The organism is Streptomyces sp. NPDC000941 (assembly GCF_053599555.1).
On record NZ_JBSFMM010000248.1, the window covers coordinates 1 to 15,986 of the forward strand.

Consider the following 15,986-nt stretch of genomic DNA (forward strand, 5'->3'; position numbering starts at 1 on the left):
TCAAGTACCGCATCAAGTGGTTTTCTGAGAGCAGGTGGGTGGAGAGGCGGTCCTGGCTGCCGGTGCTCGCCCATCCGTCGCGCTCCCGAGCCCCGATCCAGCGCACCGCTGGACTGACCGGCTTGGCCACCGCGCGGCAGCAGCTGCGGCGGAGCGCAGCGGAGCCTCTTTGAGCTCAGCCGCCTGCCGGGCCGAGGGACCGGGGCGCAGGGTCGGCCGCCCCCTTCCCTCCCGCTGCTGCCGCTTTGGACCCGGAGGGTCCGAGACGAAACCCGCACCCGCCCGAGCCGAATGCCGCGAGACGCTGCATAGGCGCAGCCAACGCGCAGCGGAGCGCACTCGCACCCCGTGAGTTCAGGGCTTTCTGATCTTGGCCAGGATGTCCGCCGCGCCCTGGGCGAGGAGATCGGCGGCGATGCAGTAGCCGAGCTTCTCGGGGTCATCCACCGGTCCACTGTCGGCCGCCGTGACCTGCGTGGTTCCGTCAAGCGAGGTCACGGCGGCGTTCAGCTGCAGCAGGCCGTCGGGGCCGATCCTGCCCCATGCCCCGACGGGCACGGAGCAGCCTCCGTGAAGTTCGGCCAGCAAGGCGCGTTCGGCGCGGACGCATGCATCGACCTGCGGGTCTCCGGTTCCGGCCAGGAGCCGGGCGGCCGGGGAGGTGGTGCGGACCTGGATGCCCAGCGCGCCCTGTCCGGGGGACGGGGGGCAGACGGCCGGGTCCAGAATCTGGTGGACCTCGGGCATCAGGCCGAGCCGGTTCAACCCCGCCGCGGCCAGAACGACCGCGTGGAGGCCGCCCTTGGTGGTGTGGGCCAACCGTCCGGGTACGTTGCCGCGAATGGGGACGAGTTCCAGGTCCGGGCGGAGCGCGAGGAGTTGGGCGATGCGGCGTGGGGCTCCCGTCCCTACCCGGGCGCCCTGGGGGAGGGTGTCGAGGGTGGCTCCGCACAGCACGTCCCGAACGTCCTCGCGGGGGCCCGGGGGTGCCAGCAGGGTCGTGCCCTCGCAGACCGTTGTGGGTAGGTCCTTGAGAGACTGCACGATCACATCGACTCTGCCGGTGAGCAGAGCCTGTTCCTGATTGGTGGAGAACGCGGACCCGCCGGTGGTCTTCGCCACTTCGGCGAGGGTGGCCGTGACGCGGTCCTGATCGCCGCCTTCGAGGACGACCTCCCGCTTGAAGCGGACGTCGGGAAACTGCTCGGCGATGGGCGTCAGCCACTATGTGACCTGCGTTCTGGCCAGCTTGCTTGCCCTGGAGCCGATTCGTACCACGTCGCTCATTCGGCTCAACTCCTCGCGTGGGCACGACCGTTGACGCTCGATCCTACTTGTGCGGGAAGCGTGCGTTTCCGACGGATTGTTGGCAAAGTGCATGCCGACGGGGCCGGTGGACGCGCATTCGCGCTCCGCCGGCCCCGTCGGGTTCGGGTGCCTGGTGCGGTTCTAGTGGGTGCTGGCCTTACGGGTCAGAGCGCGGGGTACGCGTTCTTCAGCAGCTCCTGGAACTGGGCCGAGAACCAGTGGCCCGACAGGGGCGAGTTCGGCAGCGCGCCGGACTTGTTGTTGCCGTTGCGCGGGTTGCCCGTGTACGACGGGTCGCACATCTGGTCGAAGCCCTTGCCCTCGTCGTTCGGGATCGAGGAGCTGGAGCCGTCGGACTCGCCCGGGGGCTTCATCCATACGTACGCGTCGATCCCGGCCGCGGGTGCCGCCTTGGGCCGCTCGCCGAGGCCGGCGCCGGACTGGTTGCACCAGTTGCCGATGTGGATCCGGCGGTCGTAGCGCCCGCCGTTGACGTAGGTGTCCACGTCCGTCTTCGCGCCGGGGCCGGACGGACGGGCCGAGCCGCCCCAGCCGTTGCGGGAGGTGTCGATCAGGGCGCCGATGTTGGACGGGAGTCCGACGTTCACCAGCTCCTGGCGGAAGGCCTGGGCGAAGGACTGCTCGTCGACGTAGCGGTTCCAGTCCACCCACTTCGACTCGCGCACGGACTTGCCGTTGACGCTGTCGTTGATGGTGTAGTTGTTCTCTTTCAGCACGCTGTAGTTGGCCGTGTTGACGATGATCCCGGCCACCTTGTCGACCGTGCTGCCCTCGGCGGTCGCGGCCTGCTTGAGGACCTGGGCGGTGGCGTTGAAGTTGTCGTCCCAGCCGATCCAGCCGTGGTGGCCGGCGTCTATGTAGTTGTAGACGTTGCCGACGGCGCCCAGCTTGTTCAGGGCGTAGCCGACGCCCTTCACGTAGTTGCCGTTGTTCTTCATGGTGTCGCACTGCGGGGTCGCGGTGGGGCGCCCGTTGGTGTTGGTGACCAGGTTGGGCAGCGAGTCGATCTCGATCGTGGTGACGATCCGCAGATTGGAGTTGGCGTACTTCGACTCCGAGAGGATCGACGCGATCGGGTCGATGAACTGGGTCTTGTACTTGTCGATGTCGTTCGGGCCGAGCTCGCCGTTGGACGCCAGCGCGGCGCAGTCGCGGCCGGGCAGGTCGTAGATGACCAGCTGGACGACCATGGGGCTGCCGCCCGACTGAGTCAGCGCCGTGTCCAGGTGGGAGCGCAGACCGCGGGCGCCGGTGGTGCCGTTGATGGCGGCGATGCGGTCCATCCAGACGCCGGTCGGCTGGTTGGAGATCTTGCTGCCGCCGGACTCGGCGGCGGCCTTCGCGGACCAGTCGGGGTTCACATAGACCTTGGCGCCCGCGTACGGGTTGTCCACCTTGGCGGCGGCCGCTCTGGTGCCCTCGGCCTGGGCGGCGGCGGTGCCGCTCAGGGAGGAGACGGTCAGCGCGGTGGCGGCCAGCAGCGCGGAGCCGGCCAGTGCGGCGGCCCTGCGGTGGCGGGTGGGGGGTGAGGTTGTGCGGCTCATGACAATCCCTTCAGGTGATCACGGAGGCCCACGCCGAAGCCGGTCGGCGTGCCGTTGAAATCGCTGATCAAGGAGGGGCCGGAGGAGCAGTCCCAGGTGTTCCAGGTCCAGCCCAGATACGAGGCGCCCTTGGCGTCGAGCCAGGCCATGACCCGGTCGATATAGCCGTGTGAGCAGGTGTTCTCGCCGATCTCACCTGCCACGAAGGGCACCTGGCCGATGACGGGGGCCAGTTGCTCGTTCCAGCAGCTCTCGTTGGAGCAGGTGTTGAAGTTGTAGGTGTGCCAGGCGGCCGCGAGATTGCCCGCCGGGTCGCTCGGCTTGTGTGTCAGCCATTGGCGCATGTCGTTGGAGTAGGCGACTCCCGGGATCAGGACGAGGTTCTTGGCGCCGGCGCCTCGTACCGCGTCCAGCAGGTCCTGCATCCCGGCCACCTCGAAGTCGATGCCGGGGCATTTCCCGCCGTCGCGCCAGCAGGCCCACGCCGCCGTCAGGTCGGTGGTGGCGCGGTCCGGGAACGGCTCGTTGAACAGGTCGAACACCACGGCCTGGTCGCCCTTGAAGGTCTGGGCGACCGAGCTCCAGAAGGCCGGGGTGTACTGCGCGTTCGGCATCGGCTTCTGGCAGGTGGCGTACTCGGTGTCGGGGCAGTGGTTGTCGCCGCCCGTGTACTTGCCGTGGGTCCAGTGCAGCTCGACGATCGGGGTGATGCCATGGGCTTCGAGCCGGGCCACGAAGTCCTTGACCGCATTGATGTAGTTGGCGCCCCGGTAGGCCGCGTTGATATGCGACAGACCGAGCCAGCACTCCTCGTTGAGCGGGACGCGGACGGCGTTCACCTTCCAGTCCGCGATGGCCTTGATGGACGCGTCGTCGACCGGGCCGTCGAAGATGCCGCGTCCCTGGACGCACATGAACTCGCCGCCGGAGCGGTTGACGCCGAGCAGTCTGCGGGTGGCTCCGTTCTCGTCGACCAGCTTGTTGCCCGAGGCGTGCAGCTTCGGCGGTGCTGCGGCGACCGCACCCGACGCATGAGCGACGGGGAGCAGAGCGGCGGCGAGGGTCAGTGCCGCGGTAGCCGCCAAGGCATAAAGGCGCGGTGGTGCTCGCATGGAGCGACTCCTCGAAGTCCAGGCGCCTCCCGGTGTGACCCGAAGGTGGCGCTGACTGCTGGAACCGCTCCCACTGGTTGAAGTGACCGTAACGCCTGTGTCGCACATGTCAACAGAGGCGTTCACAGATTTATCAGTCGAACACGTTCGAGAGGTGCATCTTGTTCAAAGTCTTGACACCTCATCAGGTCCGCCCGAACCTTGGGAGCGCTCCCACTGGTTCGCACTGCCCCCCACCCGCACGGACCCGCGAGGAGGACTTCCCCGATGCGCCTACAGCGAGGCTCGCCGTTATCCGGGGCACGACCATTCATCCGCCGACTGGCGATGAGACGGCCGAAGACGCGACTTCCGGGGACGCGGCGGCCGAGGACGAGACAACTGGTGACCGCCCTGGCCGCCGCCCTCTCGCTCCCGGTGGCCATGACCGCCGCCGGCGGCGCGGCCCCCGCGCATGCCGCCGCCGTCCAGTGCGGTGTCGACTACAAGACGAACGACTGGGGTTCGGGCTTCACCGCCGAGCTCACCATCTCCAACCCCGGCGCGGACGCCATCGACGGCTGGACCCTGTCGTACGACTACGCGGGCGACCAGAAGCTGGCCAACGGCTGGAACGGCACCTGGACCCAGTCCGGCAAGACCGTCACCGTCAAGAACGCCACCCACAACGCGAAGATCGCGGCGGGCGGCAATGTGACGACCGGCGCCCAGTTCAGCTACAGCGGCACCAACACCGCGCCCACCACCTTCGCCGTCAACGGCATCAGCTGCACGGGCGCCCACCAGCCGCCCATCGCCGTGCTGACCAGCCCGGCCCCCGGCGCGACCTTCAGCTCCGGCGGCACCGTCCCGCTGGCCGCCACCGCCGCGGCCGCCGACGGCGCGACCGTCACCAAGGTGGAGTTCTACAGCGACACCAAGCTCCTCGGCACCGACACCGCCTCCCCGTTCACCTTCGACTACGCCGATGTGCCCGCGGGCGACTACTCGCTCTACGCCAAGGCCTATGACAGCCAGGGCGCGTCCGCCGAGTCCACCCCCGTCGGCATCCGCGTGGCGGCCGGGCCCGCGCTCGTCGCCGGCCCCGCCCAGCTCGGGGTGCAGCAGGGCAAGACCGGTACGTTTGGGCTGAAGCTGTCCACCAAGCCGGCCGCCAACGTCACGGTCTCCGTCGCCCGCACCTCGGGCGTCACCGGCCTGACCGTCTCCTCGGGCGCCACCCTCACCTTCACGCCAGCCAACTGGGACACCGCCCAGCAGGTGACCGTCTCCGCCGCGAACAGCGGCACCGGCACGGCGACCTTCACCGCCACCGCCACCGGCCACACCAAGGCCGAGGTCACCGTCACCCAGCTGGCCGCCTCCAAGGCGTACGACGCCCGCTTCCTGGATCTCTACAACAAGATCACCGCTCCGGGGGCCGGCTACTTCTCGCCCGAGGGCATCCCGTACCACTCGGTGGAGACCCTGATCGTCGAGGCCCCCGACCACGGCCATGAGACGACCTCCGAGGCGTACAGCTATCTGATCTGGCTGCAGGCGATGTACGGCAAGGTCACCGGCGACTGGTCCAAGTTCAACAGCGCGTGGGACACCATGGAGAAGTACATGATCCCCACCCACGCCGACCAGCCGACCAACAGCTTCTACAACGCCTCCAAACCGGCCACCTACGCGCCCGAGTGGGATCTGCCCTCCCAGTACCCCGCGCAGCTCAACGGCAATGTCCCGGTCGGCAACGACCCCATCGCCGCCGAGCTGAAGAGCGCGTACGGCACCGATGACATCTATGGCATGCACTGGATCCAGGACGTCGACAACGTCTACGGCTACGGCAACTCCCCCGGCAAATGCGAGGCGGGGCCGAGCGACACCGGACCGAGCTATGTCAACACCTTCCAGCGCGGGCCCCAGGAGTCGGTCTGGGAGACCGTGACCCAGCCCACCTGCGACGGCTTCAAGTACGGCGGCAAGAACGGCTATCTGGACCTGTTCACCGGAGACGCCTCGTACGCCAAGCAGTGGAAGTTCACCAACGCGCCGGACGCCGACGCCCGCGTGGTCCAGGCCGCCTACTGGGCCGCCGAGTGGGCCAAGGCGCAGGGCAAGGGCAGCCAGGTGTCGGGCAATGTGGCCAAGGCCGCCAAGATGGGCGACTACCTGCGCTACGCGATGTACGACAAGTACTTCAAGAAGATCGGCAACTGCGTCGGTGAGACCGGCTGCGCGGCGGGCAGCGGCAAGAACAGCTCCCACTACCTGCTGTCCTGGTACTACGCCTGGGGCGGCGCCACCGACACCTCAGCGGGCTGGGCCTGGCGCATCGGCTCCAGCCACGCCCACGGCGGCTACCAGAACCCCATGGCGGCCTGGGCGCTGGCCAACTACGCCGATCTGAAGCCGAAGTCGGCCACCGGCGCGGCCGACTGGTCGACCAGCCTCAAGCGGCAGCTGGAGTTCTACCGCTGGCTGCAGTCCAGCGAGGGCGCCATCGCGGGCGGCGCCACCAACAGCTGGCAGGGCCGCTACGCCACACCGCCGTCGGGGGCGTCCACCTTCTATGGCATGTACTACGACGAGAAGCCGGTCTACCACGACCCGCCGTCCAACCAGTGGTTCGGCTTCCAGGCCTGGTCCATGGAGCGCGTCGCGGAGTACTACAACCGCACCGGTGACGCCTCCGCCAAGACGGTCCTGGACAAGTGGGTCAAGTGGGCGCTGTCCAAGACCACGATCAACCCGGACGGCACCTACCGGATCCCCTCCACCCTCCAGTGGTCCGGCCAGCCGGACACCTGGAACGCCTCCAGCCCCGGCGCCAACGCGAGCCTGCACGTCACCGTCGCCGACTACACCAACGACGTCGGCGTGACGGCCGCGTACGCCAAGACCCTGTCCTACTACGCCGCCAAGGCGGGCGACACCCAGGCCAGGGACACCGCGAAGGCGCTGCTTGACGGCATGTGGAACAACTACCAGGACTCCCTGGGCATCGCGGTCCCCGAGACCCGGGCCGACTACAACCGCTTCGACGACCCGGTCTATGTGCCCAGCGGCTGGACCGGCACCATGCCGAACGGTGACAAGGTCGACTCCAGCTCCACCTTCATGTCGATCCGGTCCTTCTACAAGAACGACCCGGCTTGGTCCAAGGTCGAGGCGTATCTGAAGGGCGGGGCGGTCCCGAGCTTCACGTACCACCGGTTCTGGGCCCAGGCGGATATCGCGCTGGCGATGGGGTCGTACGCGGATCTCTTCGAGTAGCGCCATCAGCACCCCCCACACGCACAACGGGCGGGGCTCCCCTCCGGAGCCCCGCCCTCGCCGGCGCTCAGACGGGCAGCGGGATCTCCCGTTCGGCCAGGGCCCGCTCCAGCCGCTGGATATGACGGTGCTGCAGCCGCGCGGTGCGCTGGAGCCGCATGACCACCCGCAGAAACTGATCCATGTCGGCGGCCCGGGTGAGGATGTCGTCGGGCACCCGGTCGTCGGCCAGGCACCCCCGCTCGTCCTGGGCGAGTACGGCCCGCGCCCAGGCCCGGGTGACCGGCTTGAACATGCCCGGGTGGCCCGCCACGATCCTGGCGCGGACCGCCAGGTCGTTCTCGGCCGCCTCCACATGCAGCCCGTCGTCCTTGTTGCGCGCCCCGAACAGCGCCTCGTGGAGATGATGGGCCGTGAAGCCGCGCTCGGCGCAGGCGATCCAGAAGTCCCAGTCCTCCCCGGTACGCATGTCCTCGGCGTAGCCGCCCACCGTCCGCCACACCTCGCGGCGGTAGAGCGAGCAGTAGAACATGATCAGCCGCCGCAGCAGCAGGTCCTTGTCGTACGCCGGCAGCTCCAGCGCCTGCGCGGGCAGGCCGTCGTCGGTGAAGACGGAGACATCGGTGGAGACGATGGCGATCTCCGGCCTTTGGTCCAGCACCGCCACCGTCCGCTCCAGCATGGTGGGGGCGATCACGTCGTCGGCGTCCAGCGGCAGGACGTAGCGGCCGGCGGTGGCCGCGATACCGGCGTTACGGGCGGCCGAGACCCCCGCGTTGGCCTGGCGCAGCAGCCGGATGCGGTGGCCTGGGTGGTCGGCGATCAGCGACCGGGCCACCGCCGGGGTGTCGTCGGTGCTGCCGTCGTCGACCACGACGAGTTCCCAGTCCGGGTAGGTCTGGGCCAGCACGCTGTGCACCGCCTGCGGAAGGTAGTGGCCGTAGTCGTGGCAGGGGATGACCACCGAGACCACGGGAGGCGAGCCGTGCCCGTCGTCCGGGCCGTGCTCGCTGGGCGGGTCGGCCGCGGCCCCCGGGAGGGCTCCAGCCTCCAGGGGGCCGCGTTCCGGGCCGGACGGTGCCGAGGTCATCGGGGCCCGTTGCCGTAGCCGCCCTGTCCGCGCATGCCGCGGTGGGCCGCCTTGGATTGCGGTGCAGCGGAGACGGCGATGTTGGCGCACTGCGAGCCCGCCTCGAAGCCGCCGGGAGGGGCGACGATGGTCATGTTGGCCGAGGTGCCAGTGCTGGAGTCGCAGTGGTTCTGCTGCACCACGCCGTGCGGGTCGCCGAAGATCTCCGCGAAGTTGAGGCAGTTGGACCTACCCGCCGTCCCGGAGATGCTTACCCCGCCCGTGGAGTCGCAGTCGTTGATCTGCTGGTTGGGGTTGCCCCCCGGAATCGCCCCGGCGGCCGACCCACCGAAGACCACCGCCCCGGCCGCCGCTGTCACCAGCGCGGCCGTCTTGCCGATGTTCATGTGATTCTCCTGATTTCTTGCCGCAGAGGTCCGCGGACATCGGGCTAACGACGCCCGATGTCAGGGGATTCGCCACCGGCGGCCGCTTCACCTGCCTGGCTCAGCGGGTCACCACCCCAATGGGCGGGGTGCACCACCTCCACCCCGGGCAGCGCCCAGCACCCGACGCCCATGTCCTGGGCCAGCGCGGCCAGCCCCTCGGTCTCGATGAGCCGCCGGTGGGGGACGGCCGGGAACACCAGCCCGTCGCGGTGCAGATCGGCGTGGACCAGCAGGGCCGTACCGCCGACCCCGTCGACGCGGACCATCTCGTGGCCGCGCAGCTCGTCGAGATAGCTCCGGCCGAACCCCCTGGGCGGCTGGAGGATTCCGTCCCGGAGCCAGCGGTCCCAGTCCAGGGCGTCGGCGTCCGGGTGCAGGACGAAGGTGTTCAGATCGAAGCTGGGCCCGCCGGGCTCGGTGACGCAGTGCGGGACGACGATCTCCTGACGCGCGGCGAGCAGCCGCTGGACGAGATCGGCCGGACACTCCGTCACATCGACGTCGAGCCACAGCACCCACCGCTCGTCGGCGAGGGCGCACGACAGGAGGTGGTTACGGGCCATGGCCAGCGCAGACCGCCGCTGCCGCTGGACGCCCCGCGCCCAGCGCGGCCCGGTGAGCCGGAGGCCGAAGTGGCGCCGTACGAGGGTGACTCGCCGGAAGTCCGCCTCCAGGGCGGGCAGGGCGTCCTGGAGGGCCTGCCAGGTGCCGTCACTGCTGTCGCCCTCCAACAGGCCCAGAGACAGCGCCTGGCGCGGGTAGTCGAGGGCGCGCAGGTTGTCGAGGTGGCGGGGGAGGAAGGCGGCGGCGTCCTTGACGGGGGTGAGGACGAGCAGCGGGGGGTGCTCCGCCGCGTCCTCCGTGTCCGCCACGTCCGCGCGTACGTCCGCGGGGGCGGTCCGTCGCGCGTGCGGGACGCGCGCCGACGGGTCGGCGGTGCTGTCGGCTGTGTTGTCGGCGGTGGCTTGAGCGGTGTCTTCCGTGGTGTTGGCGGCAGTGTTTTCCGGGGCGGTTTCCGCCTCCAGGACGTCCGCCGGGTCGAGAGGCAGCCGCGCCGCCATCGCGTACACCTGGTCCGCGTAGGCGCCGCCCGCGGGCCACAGCTGGGTCGCGGCATCGAAGAGGCTGGTGAAATGCGGCTCGTCGAAGGTGTTGGCCCCGTGGAACACATAGGTGTACAGCTCGGGCGCGTCCAGGGACACCGTCCGTCCGCCGCGCACCACGGCCTCCGCGACCGGGGAGTCCTCGCCGCGCCGCTGCTCCGGATAGCGGGGAAGCGCCTCCTTCGCACAGAGCATGGAGCCCTCCCACACCCGTACCCCGGAGATCGCCAGCTTGCGGCGCGCAGGCCACCACAGCCGCTCCCGGGCCAGAAAACACGCCGTGGCGCCCAGCGCGAGGACCGCCGCCAGCTGCACTTCGAGCCGTTCCGGGTCGTACAGGTCGTCGTCGTCCCACTGGCATACGTACGACCCGCCGGCCAGGTCCACCGCGATATTGCGCAGCTCGCCCAGCGTCCGCCCCTCCGGCGGCAGCCGGTGCAGCCGGATCCGCTCGTCGGCCAGGTCGCGTACGTGGTCCTCGAGGGCGGTGTCCGTACCGTCGTCCACCACGACCAGCTCGGCGCGGGTGTAGGTCTGCGCGAGGAAGCACCGGATCGCCCGCCTGGCCAGCGGCAGCCGGTCCTCGGTGGCTTTGGTGACCATCAGACAGGACACCGTCGGCGCGGGCGATCCGGCCGCCCACCGCCGGCGCTGTGCGTCGAGGTCGACCGTGCCGTGGGCGCAGGGCTGCAGATCCTGGCTCGTCCAGAAGCTGACCTTACGGCCGGTCGAGGTTCCGGTAGCCCCGGAGCCCTCCCGGTTCCAACTGCCCGACCAGTGGTGCACGGCATGCGCCCGGTCCCGGTCGGCCTCCCGCGGCCCGAACAGCTCCGCGGCGGCCGGGCTCAGCTTGGGATACAGGGTGTCGGCCGCCAGGAGCGTGGGGGAGCAGCCCTCGGGGGCGCTGTCGACCGCGTGCGTGAGGAAGAACGGGCCCGTCGCGTCCAGCGGGCCGGGCCTGGTGTGGGCGCCCACCAACTGCCGGTGCACATGCGACCAGAACGGATGGCCGGGCCGCGAGGCCATGAACGCGTTGCAGACGATGCGCCGCATACCGCTGCGGCGGCTCACCGGCAGTTGGACGTGGGCCTCCGGTTCGAGACCGAGGACGAGCTCCTTCCTGGCGAAGAGTTCGGTCATCGGGCGCAGACACTCGAAGTCCATGTCGACGTAGAGCCCGCCGAAGTGGTCGAGGAGGAAGTAGCGGATCGCGTCGGCCCGTTTGATCGGCTCCCGGTAGCCGTCGTAGACGGGCAGAAACCACGCGTAGTGTTCTTCGAGGAACGCGCGGTTGTCCGCGTCCGTCCACAGCCGGTACTCCCAGTCGGGATGGTGTCGGCGCCAGGACTCGGACCAGTCCCGCCACTCATGCGGAACATCCTTGTTCTTCCAGGTCTGATGGATCAGATGTGGAATGCCATGTTTCTCGGCCATCCGCGCAGTATGTCCACGCGGCGCGCCCGCCATCTGACCGGCGCGCCGAGCGGGGCTCCACGGGGAGCCCCGCTCGGCGCGCCGGTGGCTACTCGAAGGCCGCCTAGGACTTCGACGACTTCGCGGGGACCGCGACGTTGGCGCACCGCGAGCCCACGACGAGCTTGCTGGAGACCGCGCTGCCGCCGATCCCGGCCGACCCGACGCTGGAGTCACAGTTGTTCAGCTGCGCCAGATCCCTGATGTCCTTCGCGAAGTTGACGCAGTCCGGCCTCGGCGGGGGCCCGCCGAAGCTGAGGGCCTGGTTGGAACCGCACTTGCTGGCCTGCTTGAGGGGGCTGTCCCCACCGGTTGCCCCGGCGGTGGTTCCGCCGAAGACCACCGCGCCGGCCGCCGCTGCCACCAGGGCCACCGTTCTGCCGAAGTTCATGCGTTTCTCCTCGCGCTCGCGCCACGGGACATCCGCGGCCGCATCCGGCTAACGACCCTCGCCCGACCGGGCTTCGCCGCGGCGGGGCGTTTCACCTGCGTGGCGCAGTGGGCGGCGGCCCGTCGGTGGTGGTCAGCCGAGCGAGGACAAGGGCACGGCGAACAGCACCCGTTCGGGGACGACCCGGTCCTGCCAGCCGCTGGACGTCGGGTCCTGCCAGCGCCCCTTGGCGTCGGCGGCCCACTCGGTGACCGACCACACCGTCTTGGTGCTCCACCACAGCGACATGGACTCGGAGTGCTTGGCCCAGCAGGCACTGGCCAGGTCGGTGCCCGAGCAGGTCGTCGCGGTCGTCTTGGCGGTGTCCTGGCGCCACATGATGCCGTGTTGCCCGGGCCCGCCCCGGGCGCTGGGCACGTACCAGCGCTTGCCGCCCGCGCCGTCCTGGTACGACAGCGCGCCCTGGACGCCCACCGCCTTGGTCTCGTACGCGTCGGCGGCCAGGGCCTTCCCGGAGCCGTTCACGGCCAGCGGCATGGGGCCGTCCGTCGGGCCGAGGCCGTACCGGAACAGCCGCGCGGGCTGGGTCCCGCCCGAGGAGAACCACTCATTGGCGACCAGGCGGTGGGGCGTGGTGGAGCGGTCCAGCGAGATGGACGCGAAGCAGGGGACGCCGTCGTCGTTGGCCGAGGAGCACTTTCCGCTCAGGCCGTACGAGCCGATGGCCGGCATCAGGTACTGGTAGCCGTGGGCCGAGTAGCCGCCGCTCACCTTGCCGATCGCGGTGGAGTTCACCGTCGCCCGGAGGATGTGTTTCATCGAGAACACGTACAGGGCGTTCTGGGCGGCGTCGCCGTTGGACGCGGTCACGATGAGCTTGTCGCCGTACCAGACCATGCCGCCCAGGTGGGAGCCCAGCTTGGCGAAGTTGGCGCCGCCCTCGGTGGGCACGGTCAGCAGCACCCAGCGGTACTTGAAGGCGCCGGGTGTGTTCGCGTCGATGAAGGCGACCCGGGCCAGGCCCCGGTCGGCGGCGGGCTCGGCGCCCGGGTACTCGTCGTAGAGGTGGTCGTTGTGCGTCCAGCCGGAGAGGATGACCTTGTTCGCTCCCCAGGCGCCGTCGTCGTCCGCGTCCCCGGAGGAGGTGACCGACTGCGGCAGCCAGCTTTGCGTCAGCGCGTCACCGGTGGTGAAGCAGTACGCCGCGGTGGCCTTCGGCTGCACCGGCAGCGCGGCCTTCTCGGAGGCGCGGCAGGCCGGGCTCGAGGTGGGGGTGGGCATGGTGTGGTTGGCGCTGCCCAGCACGGTGTCCACGCCCACGTTGGGCAGCCGCCGGTCGAGTTCGGCGATCGTGGTGTCGGCCACTTTGCGCTGGGTGAGCGTGAGCTTCGATAACTCCGCCGAAGTGGTTAAAGGTTTCAGCGCGCCGGGGTTGTCGGCCACGGCGGCCTGCGATGCCTGCGATGTGGCGTTGGTGAACAGCAGCGCGCCGGCCCCGAGTGCCGCGGCCACCGCCGTACCGATCCATGGCGCCCGGCGGCGCAGCGCGCCGTGCCGGGCCTTACGACCTGGGGTGCGATAGGGATCGGCGTCGCGACGCCCGGCACGGCCGCTCGCGGCGTTGCCGAAACGCCCTAGTAGCTCCTTCCCCAAGCTCTCGGCTTCGCTCGAGCAGGGGAGGCCCCATCTGAGGACCTTCCGGCGCCTTGCGATCGACCGCACCGGACGCCGCTCCTTCTCCCGATCCCTACCGCACCCCAGGTCGTCACCTGTTCTCCGCATGGGAGCCTCCCGTTGACAAGTCCCGCGCACCATACGGGTGTTGGGGAGGAGGCCGGGAGGTTTCGAGGAGATGGGATGAGAATGAACACGCCTCATGCGCGCACGCGCGACACCCCGGGATACACGGCGGCCACGTTGTCCGTGGGCTTCGGCCGGTGCTCCGCGCAGGGGCCCGCCGCGAAGGCGCGCAGCAGATTCTCGGTGGTGCGCCGGACGAAGGCGCCGGTCCGCGCGTCCAAGCCGTGGTTGCGCCCGGTCTCGTGGGTTCCCGCCATGAGCCCTTCGACCCAGCGCATCGTCCCGGTGGCGAACACGCCCGCCCCGCTCGGGACGGTGTAGTACGCGGAGTCGGCGTGGCTGTGCCGGCCGTTGCAGACCAGGGGGGAGTGGGCGATGATCTCCAGCGGCTCCGGGGTGGGCTCGCCCGGGGTCACCCGGTCGTACTCCACCCCGACGAGATGGGCGAAGGACTCGCCCCGCCGGACCCCGGTGCCGGCGAAGACCCAGTGGCCGGGGGCGTGCACGACGTACGGGGCGTCGGTCGGGTAGCCCTCGTAGAAGACACCGGTCAGCGAGGACTCGGGGTCGGCGGCGGGCGGCTGCCGGAAGTCGGTGGTGACCAGGTCGCGGCGGCTCGCGAGATACGGGTCGTCGTGGTACGCGGTCTTGTAGCAGACCACCGTGCGGTCCGCGCCGCCCGGACCGCGCTCCAGCCTGATCCGGCGGAAGCAGGTGTTGGCGCCGAGGAACGCCACATTGGTCCCGGTGTCGCGGGCGTGGGTGACGTACCGGCGCTGCTGCGGGGTCCAGTACTCGTCGTGGCCCAGCGATACCACCGCGGCGGCGTCGTGCAGCACACCGGGATCGCGGTGCACGTCCACGCCCGTGGTGTAGGCCAGCGGTATGCCGAGCCGTTCCGCGAGCGCCACCAGCGCCCGCGCGTAGACCAGGAACTTCACCGCGCCGTTGCCGTCGTACGGCCGGTCGAAGCCGACGGCCAGCGAGCGCGTCCCGTACGCCCCGTCCTGGCCCTGGTAGAGGCTGAAGCCGCCCCAGGTGTTGTACGCCTGCCAGGTGGCCGCCGCGTGCATCAGCAGGGTGCGGCCCGCGGCCTTCTCGGAGCGGACGATCAGGGGGATGTAGCGCTGGTGGCCGTCGTCCGCGTCCAGCCGGAGCAGATACGCGCCCTCCGGCCAGCCCTCGGTGCGGACCCGGACGGTGCGCTTCCAGTCCGCCTGGACCGTACGCGTGGCGTCGATCAGCACAGGCGGGTTCTGCCGGCGGCCGGGCAGCCGGCCCGACCGCCAGATCAGCCGCGCCTGCGCCCCGCCGTACCAGCCCATCCGGTACGCCGACACGCGGAAGCCGGGCGCGGTGGTCGACACATACAGCCCGAACCCCTCGCCGGGCACCACGCTCACCTTGTCCGTATAGCCCTCCACGGCGTCCTGAGGCCCGACCGAGTGGATCCGCCAGTCGGCGCTGCCAGGCATGGCCCGCTCGGCGTCCACGGCCCGCTGGAGGGCCTTGGAGGGGCGGGCCGCCCTGCCGTGCTCCCCACCGCCCGACGATTCGCACCCGGCCACCGCCGCCCCGGCGGCCCCCACCGCCCCGAGGAAGCCCCTGCGCCCGAGGCTGCGTCCGTCACGTCCGTCGTCGCGTATCGCCTCGTCGCCCATCGCACCCGTCCCGGCCGCCGTGCCCCCGCGGCCATCCTGAGCGGGCGCCCGGGGCCGGGCGACCGGAGGGCGGCCGAACCGGCGACGGCCGGCCGGGACGGTTCGAGGTGCAAAGCCGCGCCGGGGGCCGCAGCGTGGACATATGACCGAGAGCGAGAGCCCGCGCGTCCACCTGCCGCCGATCGTGGTGCTCGGGGTGCAGCCGAACGACCCGCCGTTCCGTCTGATCGAGGTCGCCGGGGAAGTGATCGGCAAGGCGCATTCGGTCCTGGATGTGATCGAGGTCGCCCGACTGATCGGCATGGAGGACGTCGACCTCGACGATCCGGACGTCGTCCGCTGGGTGGGCGGCGACAAGTTCACCTGGACGTCGTGGCGGCTGTCCGGCAAGACCCGCCACCACCACTGGAGATCCTGAGCGTCGGACTTATGATCCAACGCGTGGATATCCCCGACAGACTCATCACCCTCCAGCAGACCGCGGACGCCGAGCGCGCCAAGCTCACCGGGCTCGACGACGACGAGCGCGAGGCGCAATGGAAGCGCTGGTACGAGGCCGCCGTCGAGATCCAGGCGGCGGTGACCGCGCACGCCCAGGAGACGGGCACACCGCGCGGGCAGATCGAGGCCGCGGTGAAGCAGGTCGTACGACATCCGGACCCGGAGGGATGACGCAGCTGATGACGCGGTTGCCGATATGACTGAGGGCCTGACCCGCTTGCGCAGGTCAGGCCCTCAGTCATGCAGGGTGAGTAACGGGACTCGAACCAGATCCTTTGCCTCATTGTGAC

At 70.2% G+C, this 15,986-nt stretch carries 12 protein-coding genes; 3 read left to right on the forward strand and 9 right to left on the reverse strand.

Annotated elements, in window-relative coordinates; genetic code table 11:
- Positions 1 to 354: 354 nt before the first annotated feature.
- From hemC to ACWDSL_RS45410, 3 genes are all read right to left on the reverse strand, one after another.
- Positions 355 to 1,221: a hydroxymethylbilane synthase gene (gene hemC / locus ACWDSL_RS45400; RefSeq protein ID WP_450494593.1), complete on the reverse strand. Its 867-nt coding sequence runs from the start codon at positions 1,219 to 1,221 to the stop codon at positions 355 to 357.
- Between the two features lie 251 nt (positions 1,222 to 1,472).
- Positions 1,473 to 2,873: a glycoside hydrolase family 6 protein gene (locus tag ACWDSL_RS45405; RefSeq protein ID WP_450494574.1), complete on the reverse strand. Its 1,401-nt coding sequence runs from the start codon at positions 2,871 to 2,873 to the stop codon at positions 1,473 to 1,475.
- Positions 2,870 to 3,985 (reverse strand): glycoside hydrolase family 5 protein, encoded by a 1,116-nt coding sequence (locus ACWDSL_RS45410; protein WP_450494576.1) that lies wholly within the window; start codon positions 3,983 to 3,985, stop codon positions 2,870 to 2,872. Before ACWDSL_RS45410 ends, ACWDSL_RS45405 begins: the two co-directional genes overlap by 4 nt.
- Before the next feature lie 327 nt (positions 3,986 to 4,312).
- On the opposite strand from ACWDSL_RS45410, the gene ACWDSL_RS45415 reads away from it, so the two are divergent.
- A complete protein-coding gene (locus ACWDSL_RS45415; protein ID WP_450494578.1) occupies positions 4,313 to 7,249 on the forward strand; it encodes a glycoside hydrolase family 48 protein in 2,937 nt (978 codons plus the stop codon).
- 67 nt (positions 7,250 to 7,316) lie between these two features.
- Here the strand turns inward: ACWDSL_RS45415 and ACWDSL_RS45420 are convergent, their stop codons facing one another.
- The 6 genes from ACWDSL_RS45420 to ACWDSL_RS45445 all read right to left on the reverse strand — a co-directional run bounded on the left by ACWDSL_RS45420 (position 7,317) and on the right by ACWDSL_RS45445 (position 15,195).
- Complete coding sequence (locus ACWDSL_RS45420; RefSeq protein WP_450494580.1) at positions 7,317 to 8,339, reverse strand: glycosyltransferase family 2 protein; 1,023 nt, start codon at positions 8,337 to 8,339, stop codon at positions 7,317 to 7,319.
- A complete protein-coding gene (locus tag ACWDSL_RS45425) occupies positions 8,336 to 8,725 on the reverse strand; it encodes a hypothetical protein (RefSeq protein WP_450494582.1) in 390 nt (129 codons plus the stop codon). Before ACWDSL_RS45425 ends, ACWDSL_RS45420 begins: the two co-directional genes overlap by 4 nt.
- Positions 8,726 to 8,769: 44 nt before the next feature.
- The gene (locus ACWDSL_RS45430; protein ID WP_450494584.1) at positions 8,770 to 11,304 is read right to left on the reverse strand and encodes a glycosyltransferase; all 2,535 of its coding nucleotides are present in this window, start codon (positions 11,302 to 11,304) and stop codon (positions 8,770 to 8,772) included.
- 103 nt (positions 11,305 to 11,407) lie between these two features.
- Positions 11,408 to 11,734 carry a hypothetical protein gene (locus ACWDSL_RS45435; protein WP_450494585.1) on the reverse strand — a complete coding sequence of 109 codons (327 nt, stop codon included), beginning with the start codon at positions 11,732 to 11,734 and terminating at the stop codon, positions 11,408 to 11,410.
- Positions 11,735 to 11,866: 132 nt separating this feature from the next.
- Positions 11,867 to 13,456 carry a hypothetical protein gene (locus tag ACWDSL_RS45440; protein WP_450494587.1) on the reverse strand — a complete coding sequence of 530 codons (1,590 nt, stop codon included), beginning with the start codon at positions 13,454 to 13,456 and terminating at the stop codon, positions 11,867 to 11,869.
- Positions 13,457 to 13,608: 152 nt separating this feature from the next.
- Complete coding sequence (locus tag ACWDSL_RS45445) at positions 13,609 to 15,195, reverse strand: N,N-dimethylformamidase beta subunit family domain-containing protein (RefSeq protein ID WP_450494588.1); 1,587 nt, start codon at positions 15,193 to 15,195, stop codon at positions 13,609 to 13,611.
- 142 nt (positions 15,196 to 15,337) lie between these two features.
- Between ACWDSL_RS45445 and ACWDSL_RS45450 the strand changes: the two genes are divergently transcribed.
- Both ACWDSL_RS45450 and ACWDSL_RS45455 read left to right on the forward strand, forming a co-directional pair.
- The gene (locus ACWDSL_RS45450) at positions 15,338 to 15,613 is read left to right on the forward strand and encodes a hypothetical protein (RefSeq protein ID WP_450494590.1); all 276 of its coding nucleotides are present in this window, start codon (positions 15,338 to 15,340) and stop codon (positions 15,611 to 15,613) included.
- 23 nt (positions 15,614 to 15,636) lie between these two features.
- Positions 15,637 to 15,867, forward strand: a complete 231-nt coding sequence (locus tag ACWDSL_RS45455) for a hypothetical protein (protein ID WP_450494592.1) — start codon at positions 15,637 to 15,639, stop codon at positions 15,865 to 15,867.
- Positions 15,868 to 15,986: the final 119 nt, after the last annotated feature.

Coding starts and splice junctions, on each gene's coding strand:
- ACWDSL_RS45430 (WP_450494584.1), bottom strand. CDS start 11,304: ATGGCCGAGAAACATGGCATTCCACATCTGATCCATCAGACCTGGAAG.
- ACWDSL_RS45435 (WP_450494585.1), bottom strand. CDS start 11,734: ATGAACTTCGGCAGAACGGTGGCCCTGGTGGCAGCGGCGGCCGGCGCG.
- ACWDSL_RS45445 (WP_450494588.1), bottom strand. CDS start 15,195: ATGGGCGACGAGGCGATACGCGACGACGGACGTGACGGACGCAGCCTC.
- ACWDSL_RS45450 (WP_450494590.1), top strand. CDS start 15,338: ATGACCGAGAGCGAGAGCCCGCGCGTCCACCTGCCGCCGATCGTGGTG.
- ACWDSL_RS45425 (WP_450494582.1), bottom strand. CDS start 8,725: ATGAACATCGGCAAGACGGCCGCGCTGGTGACAGCGGCGGCCGGGGCG.
- ACWDSL_RS45415 (WP_450494578.1), top strand. CDS start 4,313: ATGAGACGGCCGAAGACGCGACTTCCGGGGACGCGGCGGCCGAGGACG.
- ACWDSL_RS45405 (WP_450494574.1), bottom strand. CDS start 2,873: ATGAGCCGCACAACCTCACCCCCCACCCGCCACCGCAGGGCCGCCGCA.
- ACWDSL_RS45410 (WP_450494576.1), bottom strand. CDS start 3,985: ATGCGAGCACCACCGCGCCTTTATGCCTTGGCGGCTACCGCGGCACTG.
- ACWDSL_RS45420 (WP_450494580.1), bottom strand. CDS start 8,339: ATGACCTCGGCACCGTCCGGCCCGGAACGCGGCCCCCTGGAGGCTGGA.